At 71.1% G+C, this 15,712-nt stretch carries 14 protein-coding genes; 1 reads left to right on the top strand and 13 read right to left on the bottom strand.

The annotated features are described in order from the left end of the window. Window positions 1–93: 93 nt before the first annotated feature. The 8 genes from MKK53_RS02030 to MKK53_RS01995 form a co-directional block, all read right to left on the bottom strand. Window positions 94–1,800, bottom strand: coding sequence for a sensor histidine kinase (locus MKK53_RS02030; RefSeq protein WP_243926391.1), 1,707 nt, complete (start codon window positions 1,798–1,800; stop codon window positions 94–96). A gap of 134 nt (window positions 1,801–1,934) precedes the next feature. Further along, on the bottom strand, window positions 1,935–2,687 hold the full coding sequence (locus tag MKK53_RS02025) for a tRNA (guanine(46)-N(7))-methyltransferase TrmB (protein WP_243926389.1): 753 nt from the start codon (window positions 2,685–2,687) through the stop codon (window positions 1,935–1,937). Window positions 2,688–2,694: 7 nt separating this feature from the next. Then, window positions 2,695–3,873, bottom strand: a complete 1,179-nt coding sequence (gene metK, locus MKK53_RS02020) for a methionine adenosyltransferase (RefSeq protein ID WP_243926387.1) — start codon at window positions 3,871–3,873, stop codon at window positions 2,695–2,697. A 153-nt stretch (window positions 3,874–4,026) separates the two neighbouring features. After that, the gene (locus MKK53_RS02015; protein WP_243926385.1) at window positions 4,027–4,434 is read right to left on the bottom strand and encodes a helix-turn-helix domain-containing protein; all 408 of its coding nucleotides are present in this window, start codon (window positions 4,432–4,434) and stop codon (window positions 4,027–4,029) included. Between the two features lie 176 nt (window positions 4,435–4,610). Beyond that, window positions 4,611–6,284, bottom strand: coding sequence for a B12-binding domain-containing radical SAM protein (locus MKK53_RS02010; RefSeq protein ID WP_243926505.1), 1,674 nt, complete (start codon window positions 6,282–6,284; stop codon window positions 4,611–4,613). Between the two features lie 114 nt (window positions 6,285–6,398). Further along, window positions 6,399–7,208, bottom strand: coding sequence for an SDR family NAD(P)-dependent oxidoreductase (locus MKK53_RS02005; protein WP_243926503.1), 810 nt, complete (start codon window positions 7,206–7,208; stop codon window positions 6,399–6,401). A 39-nt stretch (window positions 7,209–7,247) separates the two neighbouring features. Beyond that, window positions 7,248–8,006: an enoyl-CoA hydratase-related protein gene (locus MKK53_RS02000; RefSeq protein WP_243926383.1), complete on the bottom strand. Its 759-nt coding sequence runs from the start codon at window positions 8,004–8,006 to the stop codon at window positions 7,248–7,250. A gap of 11 nt (window positions 8,007–8,017) precedes the next feature. Further along, entirely contained in the window at window positions 8,018–9,757 is a 1,740-nt protein-coding gene (locus tag MKK53_RS01995; RefSeq protein ID WP_243926381.1) for an acyl-CoA dehydrogenase, read from the bottom strand. Window positions 9,758–9,871: 114 nt separating this feature from the next. On the opposite strand from MKK53_RS01995, the gene MKK53_RS01990 reads away from it, so the two are divergent. Further along, entirely contained in the window at window positions 9,872–10,870 is a 999-nt protein-coding gene (locus tag MKK53_RS01990; protein ID WP_243926379.1) for an L-threonylcarbamoyladenylate synthase, read from the top strand. A gap of 772 nt (window positions 10,871–11,642) precedes the next feature. Here MKK53_RS01990 and wrbA read toward each other — a convergent pair. The 5 genes from wrbA to MKK53_RS01965 all read right to left on the bottom strand — a co-directional run bounded on the left by wrbA (window position 11,643) and on the right by MKK53_RS01965 (window position 15,625). Further along, on the bottom strand, window positions 11,643–12,239 hold the full coding sequence (gene wrbA / locus MKK53_RS01985; RefSeq protein WP_243926377.1) for an NAD(P)H:quinone oxidoreductase: 597 nt from the start codon (window positions 12,237–12,239) through the stop codon (window positions 11,643–11,645). Between the two features lie 113 nt (window positions 12,240–12,352). Further along, window positions 12,353–12,829 (bottom strand): transcription elongation factor GreA, encoded by a 477-nt coding sequence (greA, locus tag MKK53_RS01980; protein ID WP_243926375.1) that lies wholly within the window; start codon window positions 12,827–12,829, stop codon window positions 12,353–12,355. A 52-nt stretch (window positions 12,830–12,881) separates the two neighbouring features. Continuing rightward, on the bottom strand, window positions 12,882–13,868 hold the full coding sequence (locus MKK53_RS01975) for an MDR family oxidoreductase (protein WP_243926373.1): 987 nt from the start codon (window positions 13,866–13,868) through the stop codon (window positions 12,882–12,884). A gap of 101 nt (window positions 13,869–13,969) precedes the next feature. Beyond that, complete coding sequence (locus MKK53_RS01970; RefSeq protein ID WP_243926371.1) at window positions 13,970–14,551, bottom strand: hypothetical protein; 582 nt, start codon at window positions 14,549–14,551, stop codon at window positions 13,970–13,972. A 276-nt stretch (window positions 14,552–14,827) separates the two neighbouring features. Beyond that, complete coding sequence (locus tag MKK53_RS01965) at window positions 14,828–15,625, bottom strand: lytic transglycosylase domain-containing protein (protein WP_243926369.1); 798 nt, start codon at window positions 15,623–15,625, stop codon at window positions 14,828–14,830. Between the last annotated feature and the right edge of the window lie 87 nt (window positions 15,626–15,712).

Raw genomic sequence — 15,712 nt, 5'->3', positions numbered from 1 at the left:
GCCGGGCGATTCCCGGCTCCTTCGCGGGGGACGAAGCCGGGACGCAGGGCGTTCGCCCCGTTCTCCTCGTCCATGCCGACGTGGTGGCCCGCCTCACGCCAGCGGGTTGAGGCTCGCGTTCCGCACCGGCAGCGGCGCGCGCATGGTGAGCGAGAAGCCGTCCGGCGCATAATCGGTCGTCACCTCGGCCTGCACCTGGGTGATGAGCACCCGGTGCAGCAGCCGCGAACCGAAGCCCTGGCGGCGGGGCGGCTGGACGCGCGGGCCGCCGGTCTCCCGCCACGTGAGGCGCAGGGTGCCGGCCGGGCCCCCCGGCTCCAGATCCCAGGCGACGGTGACGCGCCCGACGCGGTTGGAGAGCGCGCCGTACTTGGCGGCGTTGGTGGTGAGTTCGTGGATCGCCATGCCCACCGGCACGGCGATGTCGGAGGGCAGGTCGATGGCCGGGCCGTCGAGGACGATCCTGCCGTCCTCGCCCCCCGCCTCGGCCACCTCGGCATAGGGGCGCAACTCGTTGACGAGGAGGCCGGTGAGGGAGGCGGTCTGCCACGTCGCCTCGGTGAGCACCGAATGGGTGTGGGCCAGCGATTTGATGCGGCCGACGAAGGCCTCGTAGAAGCTGTCGATGTCCGTGGCGGTGCGGGCCGTGGAGCCGACGATGGCCTGCACGGTGGCCAGGGTGTTCTTCACCCGGTGGTGCAACTCGCGGATCAGCAGGGTCTGCCGCTCCTCGGCCAGCCGCCGGTCGGTGACGTCGGCAACCACGCCGATCAAGCGACGGGGCAGGCGATCGGGGGCGTCGCGCTCGAACCGGCCCGCCATGTCGATGGTCCGCCACGCCCCGTCCGACTTGCGGCGGATGCGGCCGCTGATGTGCAGGTCCCGGTCCTCGCGCAGCGCGGCGGAGATCGCCTTGCGCACGGCGGCCCGGTCGTCCGGATGGAGGATGCCGCTCAGGAACTCGGTCTTGCCGATGGTGCCGTCCTCGGGGGCGTGCCCGAAGATCTCGAACATCCGGTCGTTCTCCCACACGGCGTGGTCATCGAGCATGTGCCACTCGAAGATGCCGAGCTTGGCCACCGCCGTGGCGGCGCGCAGGCGGTGGTCGTGGGCCTGCAACTCGCTGCGCGTCTCGATCCGCGTGGTGATGTCCTGCACCACGCCGACCATGCCGACGAAGTGGCCCGCCTCGTCCGTCAGGGCCTGCCCCGAGACCTGCACGACGATGCCCCGCCCCTCGATGGCGAGGTTTGTCTCGAACCGGCAGGGCTCCTGGTTCTCCACCGCCTCCGCCACCAGGCGCGAGACCCGCTGGGGTTCGGTGAGCAACGGCCGCAGCACGCTCCAGGTCACCGAGCGGCCCGGCGGCTGGCCGAGGATGCGCGCGGCGCGATGGGAGAGGGTGATGACGCCGCGCGCCCGGTCCCAGCGCCATTCGCCGAGGCCGGCGGCGGCCATGGCGTCACGGTTCGCGTCGGAATGGGCGGCCTCGTCGGCGTCCACCGCTTCCACGACGAGGGTCTCGCCGGAGCGCCTCACCCGGACGTCGATCTCCACCCCGTCCGCCCGGCGCCAGACGCGGATACCGGAATGCAGGGCGGCGGCGTCCCCGGCGAGGTCCGCCACGGGCGCCCCGTCGAGGCTGCCGGGGGGCCGGCCCAGGAGGGCGTGCAGGGCCGGGTTGGCGACGCACACGGTGTCGCCATCCCCCGACAGGAGGGCAAGCCCCACGAGGGCACCGTCGAACGCGGTGCGCCGGGCGTGGCCCGTGATGGGATCGTGCTCTGCCCTTCCGGTCACGCCAGGAGCCCTCGGACGCGCGGCTCGGCTGGACCGACAGTCCTGGGCCGTCTCAATATCCAGCTATGCCGCGCCCTCAGGATGGGGCTCAAGCGTGGCGGCGGCAAGGCTGACCGTGCCGTGGATCAAAGTTGTCAGCGGGGAATTCGGGAAAATTCCAAGTAAGTGGGGCGCCGTCCAGTCAGGAGAGCTTTCGCCTCGTAGCGGGTTCCGGGCCAGCCGGGGAACGGCTGGAGCCAGTCGCGCGAGGTGGCCGCCTCCCAGCGCAGATCGGGGCAGCGGGCGACCCGCGCCAGGGTCCAGCCGGCGTAATCGTCGATGTCGCTGGCGAAGCGGAACACGCCGCCATCCTTCAGGAGGCGGGCGATCTGGGCGAGGGATTCGTCGGAGACGAAGCGCCGCTTGCGCTGCCGCCGCTTCGGCCAGGGATCGGGATAGAGCAGGCTGACCTGCCCGAGGCAGGCATCCGGCAGGCGGGCGAGAAGCGGCGCCACGTCGCCGTCGCGGACGCGGACGTTGCGCAGGCCCCGCGCCTCGATATCGGCGAGGAGCTTCACCACGCCATTCACGAAGGCCTCGGCGCCGATGAAGCCGATTCGTGGGTGAGCGGCTGCGCGGGCGGCGAGATGCTCGCCGCCGCCGAAGCCGATCTCGAGCCAGATCTCCTCCGGCGGGGCATCCATCTGCCCGAACAGGGTCAGGGGATCGATCCGGCCGCCCCCCGGCGGCAGGTCGATCCTCAGGGCCGGCAGCAGGGTTTCGAGGCGGATCTCCTGCGCGTCCCGCAGGCGCTTGCCCTTGCGACGGCCGAAGAAGGCGCGTTCCTCCTCCAAGCCGTCATCGTGTTCACCCTCCAGCGCGGGAGGGACCTCCGCCCCCCCGGTCATGGCGGGGTCAGGCGAGGGTCGAACGGAGCTTGTCGGCGAGGTCGGTGCGCTCCCAGGAGAAGCCGCCATCCGCCTCGGGCGCCCGCCCGAAATGCCCGTAGGCGGCGGTCCGCGCGTAGATCGGCTTGTTGAGGCCGAGGGCGGTGCGGATGCCGCGGGGCGAGAGGTCGATGGCATCCATCAGGACGCCTTCGAGCTTGGCCTCGTCCACCTTCCCCGTGCCGTGCAGATCGACGTAGATCGACAGGGGCTTGGAGACGCCGATGGCGTAGGAGAGCTGGATCGTCGCCCGCGAGGCGAGGCCGGCGGCCACGACGTTCTTGGCGAGGTAGCGGGCCGCGTAGGCGGCGGAACGGTCCACCTTCGTCGGATCCTTGCCCGAGAAGGCGCCGCCGCCGTGGGGCGCCGCGCCGCCATAGGTGTCCACGATGATCTTGCGGCCGGTGAGCCCGCAATCGCCGTCCGGGCCGCCGATGACGAACTTGCCCGTGGGGTTCACGTGCCAGACGGTGCCTTCGTTGATCCAGCCCGCCGGCAGCGCCTTGCGGATGTAGGGCTCCACGATGGCGCGCACCTCGGCCGAATCGAGCGCCTCGTCGAGGTGCTGCGTCGAGAGGACGATCTGCGTGACCTCGACCGGACGGCCGTTGTCGTAGCGCACCGTCACCTGGCTCTTGGCGTCCGGGCCGAGCTTGGCCGCGTCGCCGTCCTTGCCCTTGCGGGCATCGGCGAGGTCCTTGAGGATCTTGTGAGCATAGAAGAGCGGCGCGGGCATCAGCTCCGGGGTCTCGTCGGAGGCGTAGCCGAACATGATGCCCTGGTCGCCGGCACCCTCGTCCTTGTTCCCGGCGGCGTCCACGCCCTGGGCGATGTCGGCGGACTGGGCGTGCAGGTAGATCTGCACCTCGTTGTTCTTCCAGTGGAAGCCGTCCTGCTCGTAGCCGATGTCCTTCACGGCCGCGCGGGTCAGCTCCTCCAGGTCCTTGAAGGTGACGGAGTCGGGGCCGCGGACCTCACCGGCGATGACGACGCGGTTCGTGGTCGTCAGTGTCTCGACGCCGAGCCGCGCCTCCGGCATCGCCGCGATGTAGGCGTCCACCACGGTGTCGGAGATGCGGTCGCTGACCTTGTCGGGGTGCCCTTCGGACACCGATTCGCTGGTGAAAAGGTAGTTTGAACGCGCCATCGGTGGTCTCGTCGCCTTCCGGTCGCGGGCGTCCGGCCCTTGCCGTTCCGCACCCCATGAAGCCGGGCTTTTCCCACCCGCCTGTCGGAGGGTCAAGCCGATGCGCCGAATCCGTTCGTTATAAAGGACGACACGGGCAGGCGGCGCGCCGGATCAGCCGCGCAGGCGGCGCTCCAGGATGTGGACGGCGGCGGCGATGTCGCGGCGCGTCTCGTCGGTGAAGGTCTCGTTGATGTGCCGGCCCACGAGTTCCGCCAGGCCCGTCAGGCCACCCTCGGCGAAGGGGGTCTGCGCCTCCTCGGCGAAACCGTCCTGGCCGCCCTCCTCGCCCTGGGGCATCCCCCGGAAGAAGTATTCCATCGGGACGCCGATCATGCGGGAGAAGATGTCGAGATGGACCGCGCTGATGCGGTTGGTCCCCTTCTCATATTTCTGAAGCTGCGCCGCAGACATGCCGAAGCTCTGCGCGACCCTGCGCTGGGTCAGGGACGCCTTCCGCCGTTGCTCGGCGATGCGCTGACCGATGTAGACGTCACGCTGGTCTGTCTTCTGGCCTGCCATTGATAAACTCTCAGACCTCCCGACTGCTTGCAGGACCGCACTACGATGCGTGCGTCCCCACAAGCTTAGCCTCGGGCTGACAATTTGTCACGGCACCGGAAGAACCATCCGGTGGGCCGGCTCCCCCTCGAGCCCGCGGGGGGCGGCGATCCTCCGGATGCGCCCCCCGCCTCCTCTCAGGCGACGGCGGCGAAATGCTCCACGGCGGGCCGCCCGACCCGGGCCGGGGCGGTGTTCACTTCCTCCAGCGGCAGGACCGGCGGCGACACCCAGCGCCCCGCATCGATGGCCTCGATCCGGGAGTCGATCTCCTTCATCACGTAACGGGAGAACGGATAGACGTGGAGGTAGATCACGATGTTGGTCACCACCGCCTCCAGGGCGGCCGGGTTGCGCCGGGCGGTCTCGAAGAAGGCGCCCCAGGCGTGCTTGGCCAGCTCCGGCCGCTTCACGCTCACCCGCCACATGATGCGCGTCAGGGACACAAGATCCTTGGCCACCGCGCCCCAGCGGATGTTCTGCGCGGCGAAGCTCGGGCGGTCGAGGCGCCGGCCCAGCTCCCGCACGCGGTCGAAGAACGACTTCGGGTCGTAGATCTCCTCCAGCACGCCCCGGTAATCCATCAGCACGTCCCGCTGCGGGCGCAGGGTCACGAAGTTGAGCCCCTGCGTGCACTGATCGCCCTGGTCGGAGGTGGTGACGGCGTAATCGACGTAGAGCCGCCCCTCCTTGCGGAGCCGGCGCGACAGCTGCGTGTTCGGAAGCGCGAACAGCAGCCCCACCATGGCGATCGGGATTCCCGTATCGCTGATGCAGGTCGTCATCGCCTTGGTGATGCTGTCCTTCTCGCTGTCGAAGCCGACGATGAAGCCCGCCGTGACGAACATGCCCGCGGCGTAGAGCTTGTGCACGCTGTCGGCGATCGAGCGCTTGGTGTTCTGCTTCTTCTGCGTCTGGATCAGCGTCGCCTCGTCGGGCGTCTCGATCCCGGTGAACAGGGCGAAGAAGTTCGCCCGCCGCATCAGGTCGAGGAGCTCGTCATCGTCGGCGAGGTTCAGGGACGCCTCGGTGGAGAACTTGAACGGGTAGCCGTGCTCCTCCTGCCAGACGATCAGGTGGGGCAGGAACAGCTTGATCGCCTTCTTGTTGCCGATCAGGTTGTCATCGACGAAATCGACATGCCCCCGGTAGCCGAGGGAGAACAGCCGCTCCAGCTCCGCCAGCATCTGCGGCGTGGTCTTGGTCCGCGGGGCGCGGCCGTAGAGTTCGATGATGTCGCAGAACTCGCAGGTGAACGGGCAACCGCGGGAGAACTGGACGCCGATGTAGAGGTACTGGCTGAAGGTCAGCAGGTCGAAGCGGGGGATCGGGCTCGCGGTGACGTCCGCCTTGAACTTCGCGGCGGTGAACCGCCCCGTGCGCTCGCCCCGCTCCCAGGCGGCGACGAATTCCGGCAGGATGCCCTCGGCCTCGCCCGCGACGATGAAATCGGCCCGGTCGTAGACCTCCGGCGTCGAGGTCGGGGCCGGGCCGCCGACGCAGACGGGGGTGCCGATGGTGCGGCACCGCTCGATGATCTCCAGGCAATCCGGCTCCTGGGGCAGCATGCCCCCGGTCATCACGAGGTCGGCCCCGCGGATCGCCTCGTCGGTGAGCGGCTCGCAGTTGCTGTTGACGAGGCCGATCTGCCACGCCGCGGGCAGCATGGCGGCCAGGGTGATGAGGCCGAGCGGCGGCGCGGCCGCCTTGGCGCCCTGGATCTCCATCGCCTCTTTGAAGTTCCACATCGAGTTTTCGTAAAACTTCGGGAACACGAGCAGCACCCGCGGAGCCGTGTTCGCGTCCGACATGGGGGTCATCTGTTCCTCGCTGCTCGGGACATGGGGAGTTTCCCGCCGGACACTAGGCCGCCCCCGACCGGTGACGACATGCGTTGGAAATGAGGCCGTTTTGCGCGGGCGCCGTCATTCCCCGACGCGGAGGCGCTCGGGCCTCGTCCCATCCGCATCGGTGAATCCATAGCGCCGGGCGAGGTCGCCGGCATGCAGCACTTGGCCGGCGTAGGCGCCGACATGGGGGTCGGCGGCCAGCGCCGCGAGGGCGCGCCCGGCGTAGAGCGGCGTCTCGCTGCCGGGCCCGTCGCGCCCGATCTCCCGGGCCCGCTCGGTGGCCACCGACCCGGGCGAGAGGCCGAGCGCCGTCACGCCGCAGGGGCCGAGCTCCTGCGCGAACGCGAAGGCGAGGCGGTTCTCCGCCGCCTTGGCGCAATCGTAGAACACGTCGCCGAGATAGGACTCCTCCGTCCCGAACGAGACCAGGGCGAGGAGCCCCGACCGGGCGGCGACCATGGCCGGCGCCACCGCGCGGGCGAGGATCAGGGCGGGCACCGGCCCCGCCTGCATGAGGGCGAGGTAGGGCTCGGCCGAGCGGCGCCAGAACGGCGTGCCCCAGGCGGTGCCGTCGGCGTAGCGCTCCCCGTCGAACCCCTCGTTGCCGCCCCAGACGGCGCAGGCGGCCACGTCGATCCGGCCGAACCGGCGCAGCACCCAGTGGACCATCTCGTCCGTGGCCCGCTCGGAGCGGTGGTCGCACAGGTAATGGTGCCCCCTGCCCCCGGCGAGGTCGATCATCCGGGCGGTGTCCTCCACCGCCTCGGCGCGCATCTCCGTGCGTGGCCCGGTCTCGCTCGACCGGGCCGTGACGATCACCGTGGCACCGCATTCCCCCAGCGCCTGCGCGAGCCCCCGCCCGACGCCCCGCGACGCCCCGGCCACGAGGCAGATCCTGTGCGAAAGGTCGGGCGCGGCCACGGATCAGGCCGGACGCGGGCGCGACAGGAAGGCGTTGAGCCGCTCCTGCGACTCGGGTGATCGCAGCTGCGCGTCGAAGGCCTCCGCCTCGGCGTCCAGGGCCGCCTCGACCCGCTCCCGGTCCCCACGGATCAGCCTCCGCGAGGCGGCGAGCGCCCCCTGCGGCAGGGCCGCGAGGCGGGCGGCCTGCGACAGGGCATGCTCCAGCAGCATGTCGGCGGGAATCACCGCGTTGACGAGGCCGAGGGCGTGCGCCCCGTCCGCATCCAGGATCTCCGACAGGAGGAGCAGCTCCGTGGCCTTCAGCCGCCCGACGCGGAGCGGCAGCAGATAGCTCGACGCCGCCTCGGGCACGAGGCCGAGTTCCACGAAGGGCATGCGCAGCCGGGCCGACGGGCTGGCGTAGACGAGGTCGCAGTGGAGGGTCAGGGTCGCGCCGATGCCGACCGCGATCCCCTCCACCGCCGCGACCATCGGCGTCTCCGTGCGGGCGAGCTGCCGGATGAAGCGCAGGGCCGGGGTGTCGCTGAAGCCGCGTCCGGGCTGGGCGAGGAAGTCCGACAGGTCGTTCCCGGCGCTGAACATGCCGGGTTGCCCGGCAAAGACCACCGCCCGGATGGCGCCCGAGGCATCGGCCTGTTCCAGGGCGACGCGCAGGGCGTCGTACATCGCGCCGGTCAGGGCGTTCTTCTTCTGCGGCCTCGCGATGGTGAGGAGGCGGACGCCGTTCCCGCCGTCGGACACCGTGATGTGGTCGGTCATGTCGCGTGTCCTCAGACGGCGAGCGCCAGGGCGGCGTCCTCGGTGAAGGCCGCGCCGCCGCGCACCGTGTCCTCCAGGCCGCCGGCCGCCGTCAGCAGGTTCTCGGCGTAGAAGCGGGCCAGCGCGATGCGGGCGGCATGGGCCGGGTCGGTCTCGCCCGCCTTGCGCGCCGCCGCCGCCGCGAGGGCGGCACGGGCATGGCAGGCGCCGCCGAGCACGAGCCCGAACAGCCGCAGGTACGGCGCGGCCCCGGCGAGCGCCGCCTCCGGCCGGTTCGAGGACAGGGCCGCGAGCTGATGGCTGGTCGCCCGGTCGAGGGATTCGATGCCCCCGCGCAGGCGGGCCGCCATGTGGCCGAAGGCGGGCTCGGGATTCTTCAGCAGGCCCTCGGCGGCCCGGCGCATCCAGGCGATCTGCGCCCGCACCGTCGCGCCGCCGTTCGACGGGAGCTTGCGGGCGGTAAGGTCGATGGCCTGGATGCCGTTGGTGCCCTCGTAGATGCCGAGGATGCGCGCGTCGCGCATGAGCTGCGCCGCGCCGGTCTCCTCCACGAAGCCCATGCCGCCGTGGACCTGCACCCCGAGCGAGGTCACCTCGTTGGCGAGGTCGGTGGAGAACGCCTTCGCCACGGGGGTGAGGAGCGAGGCCCGGTCATGGGCCGCCCGCCCCTCCGGCCCATGGGCGGCGTCCAGGGCGGCGGCGGTGAGGTAGCAGATGCTCCGCGCCGCCACCGTATACGCCTTCATCGTCAGGAGCATGCGCTGGACGTCGGGATGGGCGAGGATCGGGCTCGTGGCCTCGGCGGAGCCGATGGCCTTCCCCTGGCGCCGCTCGGCCGCGTAGGCCAACGCCTTCTGCGTCGCCGCCTCCGCCACGCCGACGCCCTGCACGCCGACGCCGAGCCTTGCCGCGTTCATCATCGTGAACATGCAGGCCAGCCCCTTGTTCTCCTGGCCGATCAGCCAGCCGGTGGCCCCGCCCCGGTCGCCGAAGGCCATGGAGCAGGTGGGCGAGGCGTTGATGCCGAGCTTGTGCTCGATGCCCGAGCAGCGCAGGTCGTTCGCCGTCCCGTCCGGCAGGATCTTGGGGACGAGGAACAGGGAGATGCCGCGGGTGCCGGCCGGCGCGTCCCTGAGCCGGGCGAGGACGAGGTGGACGATGTTCTCCGCCAGGTCGTGCTCGCCGTAGGTGATGTAGATCTTGGACCCGGTGATCCTGTAGCGGCCGTCGCCGACCGGCTCGGCGCGGGTGCGGAGCAGGGCGAGGTCCGAGCCCGCCTGCGGCTCGGTGAGGTTCATCGTCGCCGGCCACTCGCCCGTGATCAGCTTTTCCAGGTAGCGCGCCTTCAGGTCCTCCGCGCCGTGGGCGGAGAGCGCCTCGATCCCGCCCTGGGTCAGGAGCGGGCACAGGCCGAAGGCGAGGTTCGCCCCGTTCCACATCTCGGTGCAGGCCGCCTCGATCGCCTTGGGCAGGCCCTGGCCGCCATGGTCGGGGTCGGCCGAGAGGCCGTTCCAGCCGCCCTGGGTGAAGGTGGCGTAGGCGTCGCGCCAGCCCGGCGGCGTGGTCACGCGGCCGTCCGCGAAGGGCGTCCCGTGCCGGTCGCCCACCCGGTTCAGGGGGGCCAGGACGTCGGCGGCGATGCGCCCGGCCTCGGTGAGGATCGCCTGCGCGTCCTCGGGGTCGATCCCCTCCAGCCCCGCGACGTGGCGCAGGGTGAACAGCATCTCGGCGACGGGGGCGCGGTAGCTCATCTCATGTCCTCCCGGCTTGGCCGCAGGTTTGACCCCGCCCCGCCGCGGGCGCTACGGCGGTCGGCATCATCAACCCTGCGTGGCGGCACGAGGCCGCCGGAGATGGCATCCCGCATGCGTGACCCCGGGTCAACGGTCCTGGCCGGAACCCGACTGCTGGCGCCCGACGCCGCCGGCCTGTCCGAGGCGGCGGCGCTCCTGCGCGAGGGGCGGCTCGTGGCCTTCCCCACGGAGACGGTCTACGGCCTCGGCGGCGACGCCACCGACCCCGCCGCGGTGGCCGCGATCTATGCGGCCAAGGCGCGCCCGAGCTTCAACCCGCTCATCGCCCACGTCCACGATGGCGATGCCGCACGGGAGCAGGGCGCGTTCGGCGAGGAGGCGGCGCGCCTCGCGGACGCCTTCTGGCCCGGCCCCCTCACCCTCGTCGTGCCGGCCACCGCCCGGACGCGGGTCTGCGACCTCGCCCGCGCCGGCCTGCCGAGCGTCGCCCTGCGGGTGCCCGACAGCGCGCCCACCCGCGCCCTGCTCGCCGCCTTCGGCCGCCCCCTCGCCGGCCCCTCGGCCAACCGGTCCGGCCGGGTGAGCCCGACCCGGGCGGCGCACGTGCTGGAGGATCTCGGCGGGCGCATCGCCGCGGTGCTCGACGGGGGCGACACGCGCATCGGCCTCGAATCGACCGTCGTCGCCTGCCTCGGCGGAAAGGCGCGGCTGTTGCGGCCGGGGGGCGTCACCCGCGCCCGTCTCAGCGCCATCCTCGGCTACGACCCCGCCGGGCCGGAGGCGGGCGCGGCCGAGGCCCCCGTGGGCCCTGGGCTACTGGCGTCGCACTACGCCCCGAATGCCCGCGTGCGCCTCGACGCCACCCGCGTCGAGGACGGCGAGGCGCTGCTGTTGTTCGGCTCCTACCTGCCGGAGAATCACGGGCAGGCCCGCGCCCGCCTGAACCTCAGCGCCTCCGGCGACCCCGCCGAGGCGGCGGCCCGCCTGTTCGGGGCCCTGCGCGAGTTGGATGCGTCGGGCGCCCCGACCATCGCCGTCGTCCCCATCCCCCCGGACGGGCTCGGCGAGGCGATCCGCGACCGCCTCGGCCGTGCGGCGGCCCCCCGCTGATTTTTTCTCGGGGGCCGTGGAACCACCGGGCACCGCCTCCGTTCTCACTGTCAGGAAGGCCACTCAGCCCCCATACGGCCTTCAACCTTTTCAGGCTCGGAGCAATCCGAGCCTTTTTTCTTGTCCGCATGGCTGGCGCGAGACGCCGCCCGACGGCGCGCATCGGTTCCATCGCTCCCGCTCGCAAAGACGGCGCGGCCTGCGATCATCCCTCCCCGTCATCGCGAGCGCAGCGACGCGACCCAGGGTAGCGGGACGCCTCCGAACGCGGCGCAGCCCTGGATTGCTTCGCTCCGCTCGCAAAGACGGCGCGGCCTGCGATCCCCCTCCCCGTCATCGCGAGTGCAGCGACGCGACCCAGGGCAGCGGGACGCCTCCGAATGCGGCGCAGCCCTGGATTGCTTCGCTCCGCTCGCAAAGACGGCGCGGCCTGCGATCCCCCTCCCCGTCATCGCGAGCGCAGCGACGCCACTCAAGGTTGCGGGACGCCTCCGAACGCGGCGCAGCCCTGGATTGCTTCGCTCCGCTCGCAAAGACGGCGCGGCCTGCGATCCCCCTCCCCATCATCGCGAGCGCAGCGACGCGACTCAGGGCAGCGGGACGCCTCCGAACGCGGCGCAGCCCTGGATTGCTTCGCTCCGCTCGCAAAGACGGCGCGGCCTGCGATTCCCCTTCCCCGTCATCGCGAGCCCAGCGACGCGACCCAGGGCAGCGCGGCGCGTCCCGATGGGTCGCCTCGCTGCCCGTCCGATGGCGGCGTGGGGTGTGTGGTCTAGGCGAGCTTGGCCGCGATGCCGGCGACGTGCCGGCCCTGGAAGCGGGCGCCCTCGAGTTCGATGGGGCTCGGCTGGCGCGAACCATCGCCATCGGCCAGCGTGCTGGCGCCGTAGGGCGTGCCGCCCTTCACCTGCTCAAGCCCGGCCTGACCCTGGAACGAGTAGGGCAGGCCCACCACCACCATCCCGAGGTGGAACAGCACCGTGTGGAAGCTCGTCAGGGTCGTTTCCTGCCCGGCATGTTGCGAGGCGGTCGAGGTGAACACCGAACCGACCTTGCCCACGAAGGCCCCCTTCAGCCACAGGCCGCCGGTCTGGTCGATGAACTGCTTCATCTGCGAGGCCATGTTGCCGTAGCGGGTGGGCGTGCCGAAGATGATCGCGTCGTAGTCGGGCAGCTCGGCCACCGTGGCGATGGGCGCCTGCTGGTCCAGCTTGAAATGGCCCTGCCGGGCGACCTCCTCGGGCACCAACTCCGGCACGCGCTTCACCACGACCTCGGCCCCGGTCTCGCGGGCGCCCTCGGCGACGGCATAGGCCATCGTCTCCACGTGGCCGTAGGTCGAGTAATAGAGTACCAGGATCTTTGCCATTGCGGGATCTCCTCTGCGGCGTGCGCCCGAAAGGACGCCCGGCCGCTCAATCGCCCGTCAGGACGGGCGAGGGAAGCCCAAGCCGCGCAGGAGAGCCATGGCGGCCCGGGCCGTCAGGCCTTGATCTCGGCGATCTCGATCTCGTGGCCGTTCACCTCGGCGACGTCACCGACGCCCTTGCCGGTGATGGCGCGGGCCAGGGGGGCCACATAGGAGATCGACCCCTTGTGCGGGTCGGCCTCGTCCTCACCGACGATGCGGAAAGTCTGACGCGTTTCCTTGCCGGCCTCGTCCTCGCGGACCACCGTGACCGTGGCGCCGAAATGCACCGTCTCACCGCCCATGGGCTCCACGAGCTGCGCGGTGTTCTTGCGCGAGGCCCAATAGCGGAGGTCCCGCCCGATCCGCGAATCCTCGGCCTTGTCGGCCGGATCCAGGGAGGCGACCTCCTTTTCGAGCCGGGCGACCTCGGCCTCGATCTGGGCGAGGCCCTCGGGCGTGACGAAGTTGGCGTGGGGCGAGATCGGCCTGTCGGGCAGATTCTCGAACGCTTCCCCGCCCTCGGGCTCTTTGACGAATGCGACACTCATGACACGAACAACACGCCGGGGCGGGCAACGGTTGCGCCCGGCGCGATGACGCTCAACCGACCGTGACCACCGTCCGCCCCCGGACATGGCCGGCGAGGATGTCCTCGCCCAGGGTGCCGACCTCCTCCAGGCCGACCGTGCGGGTCATCGCCGCGAGCTTGCCGAGGTCGAGCTCGCGGGCGATCCGCGCCCAGGCCTCCCGGCGCTTCTTCTGCGGCGTCGTCACGCTGTTGATGCCGAGCAGGGATACCCCGCGCAGGATGAACGGGGCGACCGAGGTCGGCAGGTCCATGCCCTGGGCGAGGCCGCAGGCCGCCACCGCCCCGTCGGACTTGGTCATCGCCAGCACGTTGGCGAGCGTCGTGGACCCCACGGCGTCGATCGCCGCGGCCCAGCGCTCCTTGCCCAGGGGCCGGCCCGGCTTGTCCAGTTCGGCCCGGTCCAGGATCTCGGCCGCGCCGAGGCCCTTCAGGTAGTCGCCCTCCCCCGCCCGGCCGGTGGAGGCGATGACGTGCCAGCCCGCCCGCGCCAGGAGCGCCACCGCCACCGAGCCGACGCCGCCCGAGGCACCCGTCACCAGGGCCGGGCCGTCGGAGGGCGTCATCCCATGCGCGTCCAGGGCCATCAGGGAGAGCATCGCCGTATAGCCGGCGGTGCCCACCGCCATCGCCTGTTCCGGGGACAGCCCGGCCGGGAGCGGCACCAGCCAGTCTCCCTTCACCCGGGCCTTCTGCGCATAGGCGCCGAGATGCGTCTCGCCGACGCCCCAGCCCGTGAGGACCACGGCGTCGCCCGCTCTGTACTCGGAATGACCGGACGACTCGACGGTGCCGGCGAAGTCGATGCCGGGGATCATCGGGAAGCGGCGCACCACCGGCGAGCGACCCGTGAGGGCGAGACCGTCTTTGTAGTTGAGGGTCGAATGGGTGACGCGGACGGTGACGTCGCCGTCCATCAGGTCGGCGTCATCGAAGTCGCGGAAGGAAAGGCTCTGCCCGGACTCGGTCTTCTCGACCACCCACGCCTTGAACGCGCCCATCGCCTCGCTCCTCCGCTCTTTCAGCGGGAGGTACGCCGCGCGGCCCGGGAATCAAGGCGGGCCCGGATCCCCGATCCGGGCCCGCCTCCGGGGCTCGACGCTCAGTAGCCGTCGTAGATGCTGCCGCGGGAGAAGCCGAGGCCCACGCCGACATCCGCCGAGCTGGCCCCGGTGATGCCGAGGGCATCCGGAAGGGAGCCGACCCGCGGGGCGCCGTATCCGCCATATCCCCCGAAGCCGCCGCCCACCGGCACCCAGCCCGCCTGGGCCGGGGCCACCAGCACCCGCCGGCTGACCGTGGCGTATTCCGGCGGGTAGGTCTCGGGCACCGTCTCGGCGGGACGCACCAGCACCGTGCGGCGGCGGAGGGCGAAGCGCGGCGGCGTGGCGACCCAGCAGCCGATCAGCTCGCCGCCGGGGCCGCGGCTCGTCTGCCAAAAGCGACCGCCGGGGGAGACCATCACCTGCTCCTCGACGGTGTCGTAGACCGGCGGGACCGTGCGGTAGACGGTGCGCGGAGGCCGGACCAGCACGTTCTGCTGCACTGTGTCGAAGACCGGCGGCGTCGTGGCGTAGCGATAGCAACCCCCGCCATAGCAGCCGCCGGCCATGGCGGGCCCGGCGAGGAGCGTGCCGCCCATGGCGGCGGCGAACATGAACATCTTGGTGACCGGCGCGGCCATCGTTGCAAACCTCGACCCGTGAGAGACACTGGGCGCGACCATCGCCGCGCCCTCCTCACGCTGAGAAAGCAGTATCCCGAGCCATCCAGCAACCAGTATTGAATATCAAGGTAAAATTAAGCTCCATATCTAGCGCCGGTCCGGCGTAAACCGCATCCGTTAACCTTCGCCGAGGTCTTCCGGGAACCATGGGAGCTTGGGAAAGTCTGCTCCCACCCGCCCCGGTGGGACGGCGCACCAATCCCAGCGCACGGGCCCGCCGGGTCGAACGCCGCCTCACGCCGGCAGCGCTTGCCCGTTCAACAGGGCGGCGTAGAAGGCGTTGACGTTCATCACGTAGTTCGGATCGCCCAGCCCATTGGTGATGGTGTTGGCATTGCCCGACTTGAGATCGACGGCGTCGTCTCCGGAGTTGTAGGCGCGCAAGGCGAGGTCCTTGCTGCCGAATTTCTGCTCGAGGTCATGCATCAGGAAGCCGGCGGCCTCGATATTCGTCTCGGGATCGCTGAGGGAGCGTCCGCGCAGCTCCGGATGGATCTCCTGCAGGCCGGCGAAGGTCCCCGGGTTGACCTGCATCAGCCCCGTATCCGTCATGCCATTGCCGCCGTTGGTCGACGTCGCCCCGATATCGCCCCGGGACTCGGCCCAACACTGGGCCTTCAGCAGGGTGATGTCCGCCCCGCTCCGCCGGGCGGCCTCCGCGAAAAGCGGGTCGAGCCGGCGCAGGGCGTCCGGCTCCGCGCTCAATTGGACATCGTTGCCGCCGGCCGGGACGGAAACGGCTGTGGGGGTTGTGGCAAGCTCTCGCTCGGCAGAGCCTCCGGTGGCCGAACCGGCGGCCGCGCCCTGAACCGCGGCGTCCTGTGCCGCGGCACCCCGGTCAGCCGAAGCCGACGGCGTCACGGAATGCTGACCTTGGCCGCTGTCGGCGCCCATTTGATTGACGATCGCCTGCAGCCACTGCTCAAGCTGGCTCTTGTATTCGTCAGTCGCTCCGGACGCGTGCCCCAGCGTGTCGATCTGTTGCCGATAAGCGGAAACTACATCGCTCGATACACCAACGGAATTCGACATCGTTCCATCCGATTCGGCGAGAATGACTCGACGAATACGGCGTAGCGAGCCGAGCTATAGCGGTCAAGAACACGCGCATGACGGCGC

This window comes from Methylobacterium sp. J-076 (assembly GCF_022829405.1).
GTDB lineage: Bacteria > Pseudomonadota > Alphaproteobacteria > Rhizobiales > Beijerinckiaceae > Methylobacterium.
This window is presented reverse-complemented; position numbering and strand designations above follow the sequence as displayed.

Coding starts and splice junctions, on each gene's coding strand:
- MKK53_RS02025 (WP_243926389.1), bottom strand. CDS start 2,687: ATGACCGGGGGGGCGGAGGTCCCTCCCGCGCTGGAGGGTGAACACGAT.
- metK (WP_243926387.1), bottom strand. CDS start 3,873: ATGGCGCGTTCAAACTACCTTTTCACCAGCGAATCGGTGTCCGAAGGG.
- MKK53_RS02015 (WP_243926385.1), bottom strand. CDS start 4,434: ATGGCAGGCCAGAAGACAGACCAGCGTGACGTCTACATCGGTCAGCGC.
- MKK53_RS02010 (WP_243926505.1), bottom strand. CDS start 6,284: ATGTCGGACGCGAACACGGCTCCGCGGGTGCTGCTCGTGTTCCCGAAG.
- MKK53_RS02000 (WP_243926383.1), bottom strand. CDS start 8,006: ATGACCGACCACATCACGGTGTCCGACGGCGGGAACGGCGTCCGCCTC.
- MKK53_RS01995 (WP_243926381.1), bottom strand. CDS start 9,757: ATGAGCTACCGCGCCCCCGTCGCCGAGATGCTGTTCACCCTGCGCCAC.
- MKK53_RS01990 (WP_243926379.1), top strand. CDS start 9,872: ATGCGTGACCCCGGGTCAACGGTCCTGGCCGGAACCCGACTGCTGGCG.
- wrbA (WP_243926377.1), bottom strand. CDS start 12,239: ATGGCAAAGATCCTGGTACTCTATTACTCGACCTACGGCCACGTGGAG.
- greA (WP_243926375.1), bottom strand. CDS start 12,829: ATGAGTGTCGCATTCGTCAAAGAGCCCGAGGGCGGGGAAGCGTTCGAG.
- MKK53_RS01975 (WP_243926373.1), bottom strand. CDS start 13,868: ATGGGCGCGTTCAAGGCGTGGGTGGTCGAGAAGACCGAGTCCGGGCAG.
- MKK53_RS01970 (WP_243926371.1), bottom strand. CDS start 14,551: ATGGCCGCGCCGGTCACCAAGATGTTCATGTTCGCCGCCGCCATGGGC.
- MKK53_RS01965 (WP_243926369.1), bottom strand. CDS start 15,625: ATGTCGAATTCCGTTGGTGTATCGAGCGATGTAGTTTCCGCTTATCGG.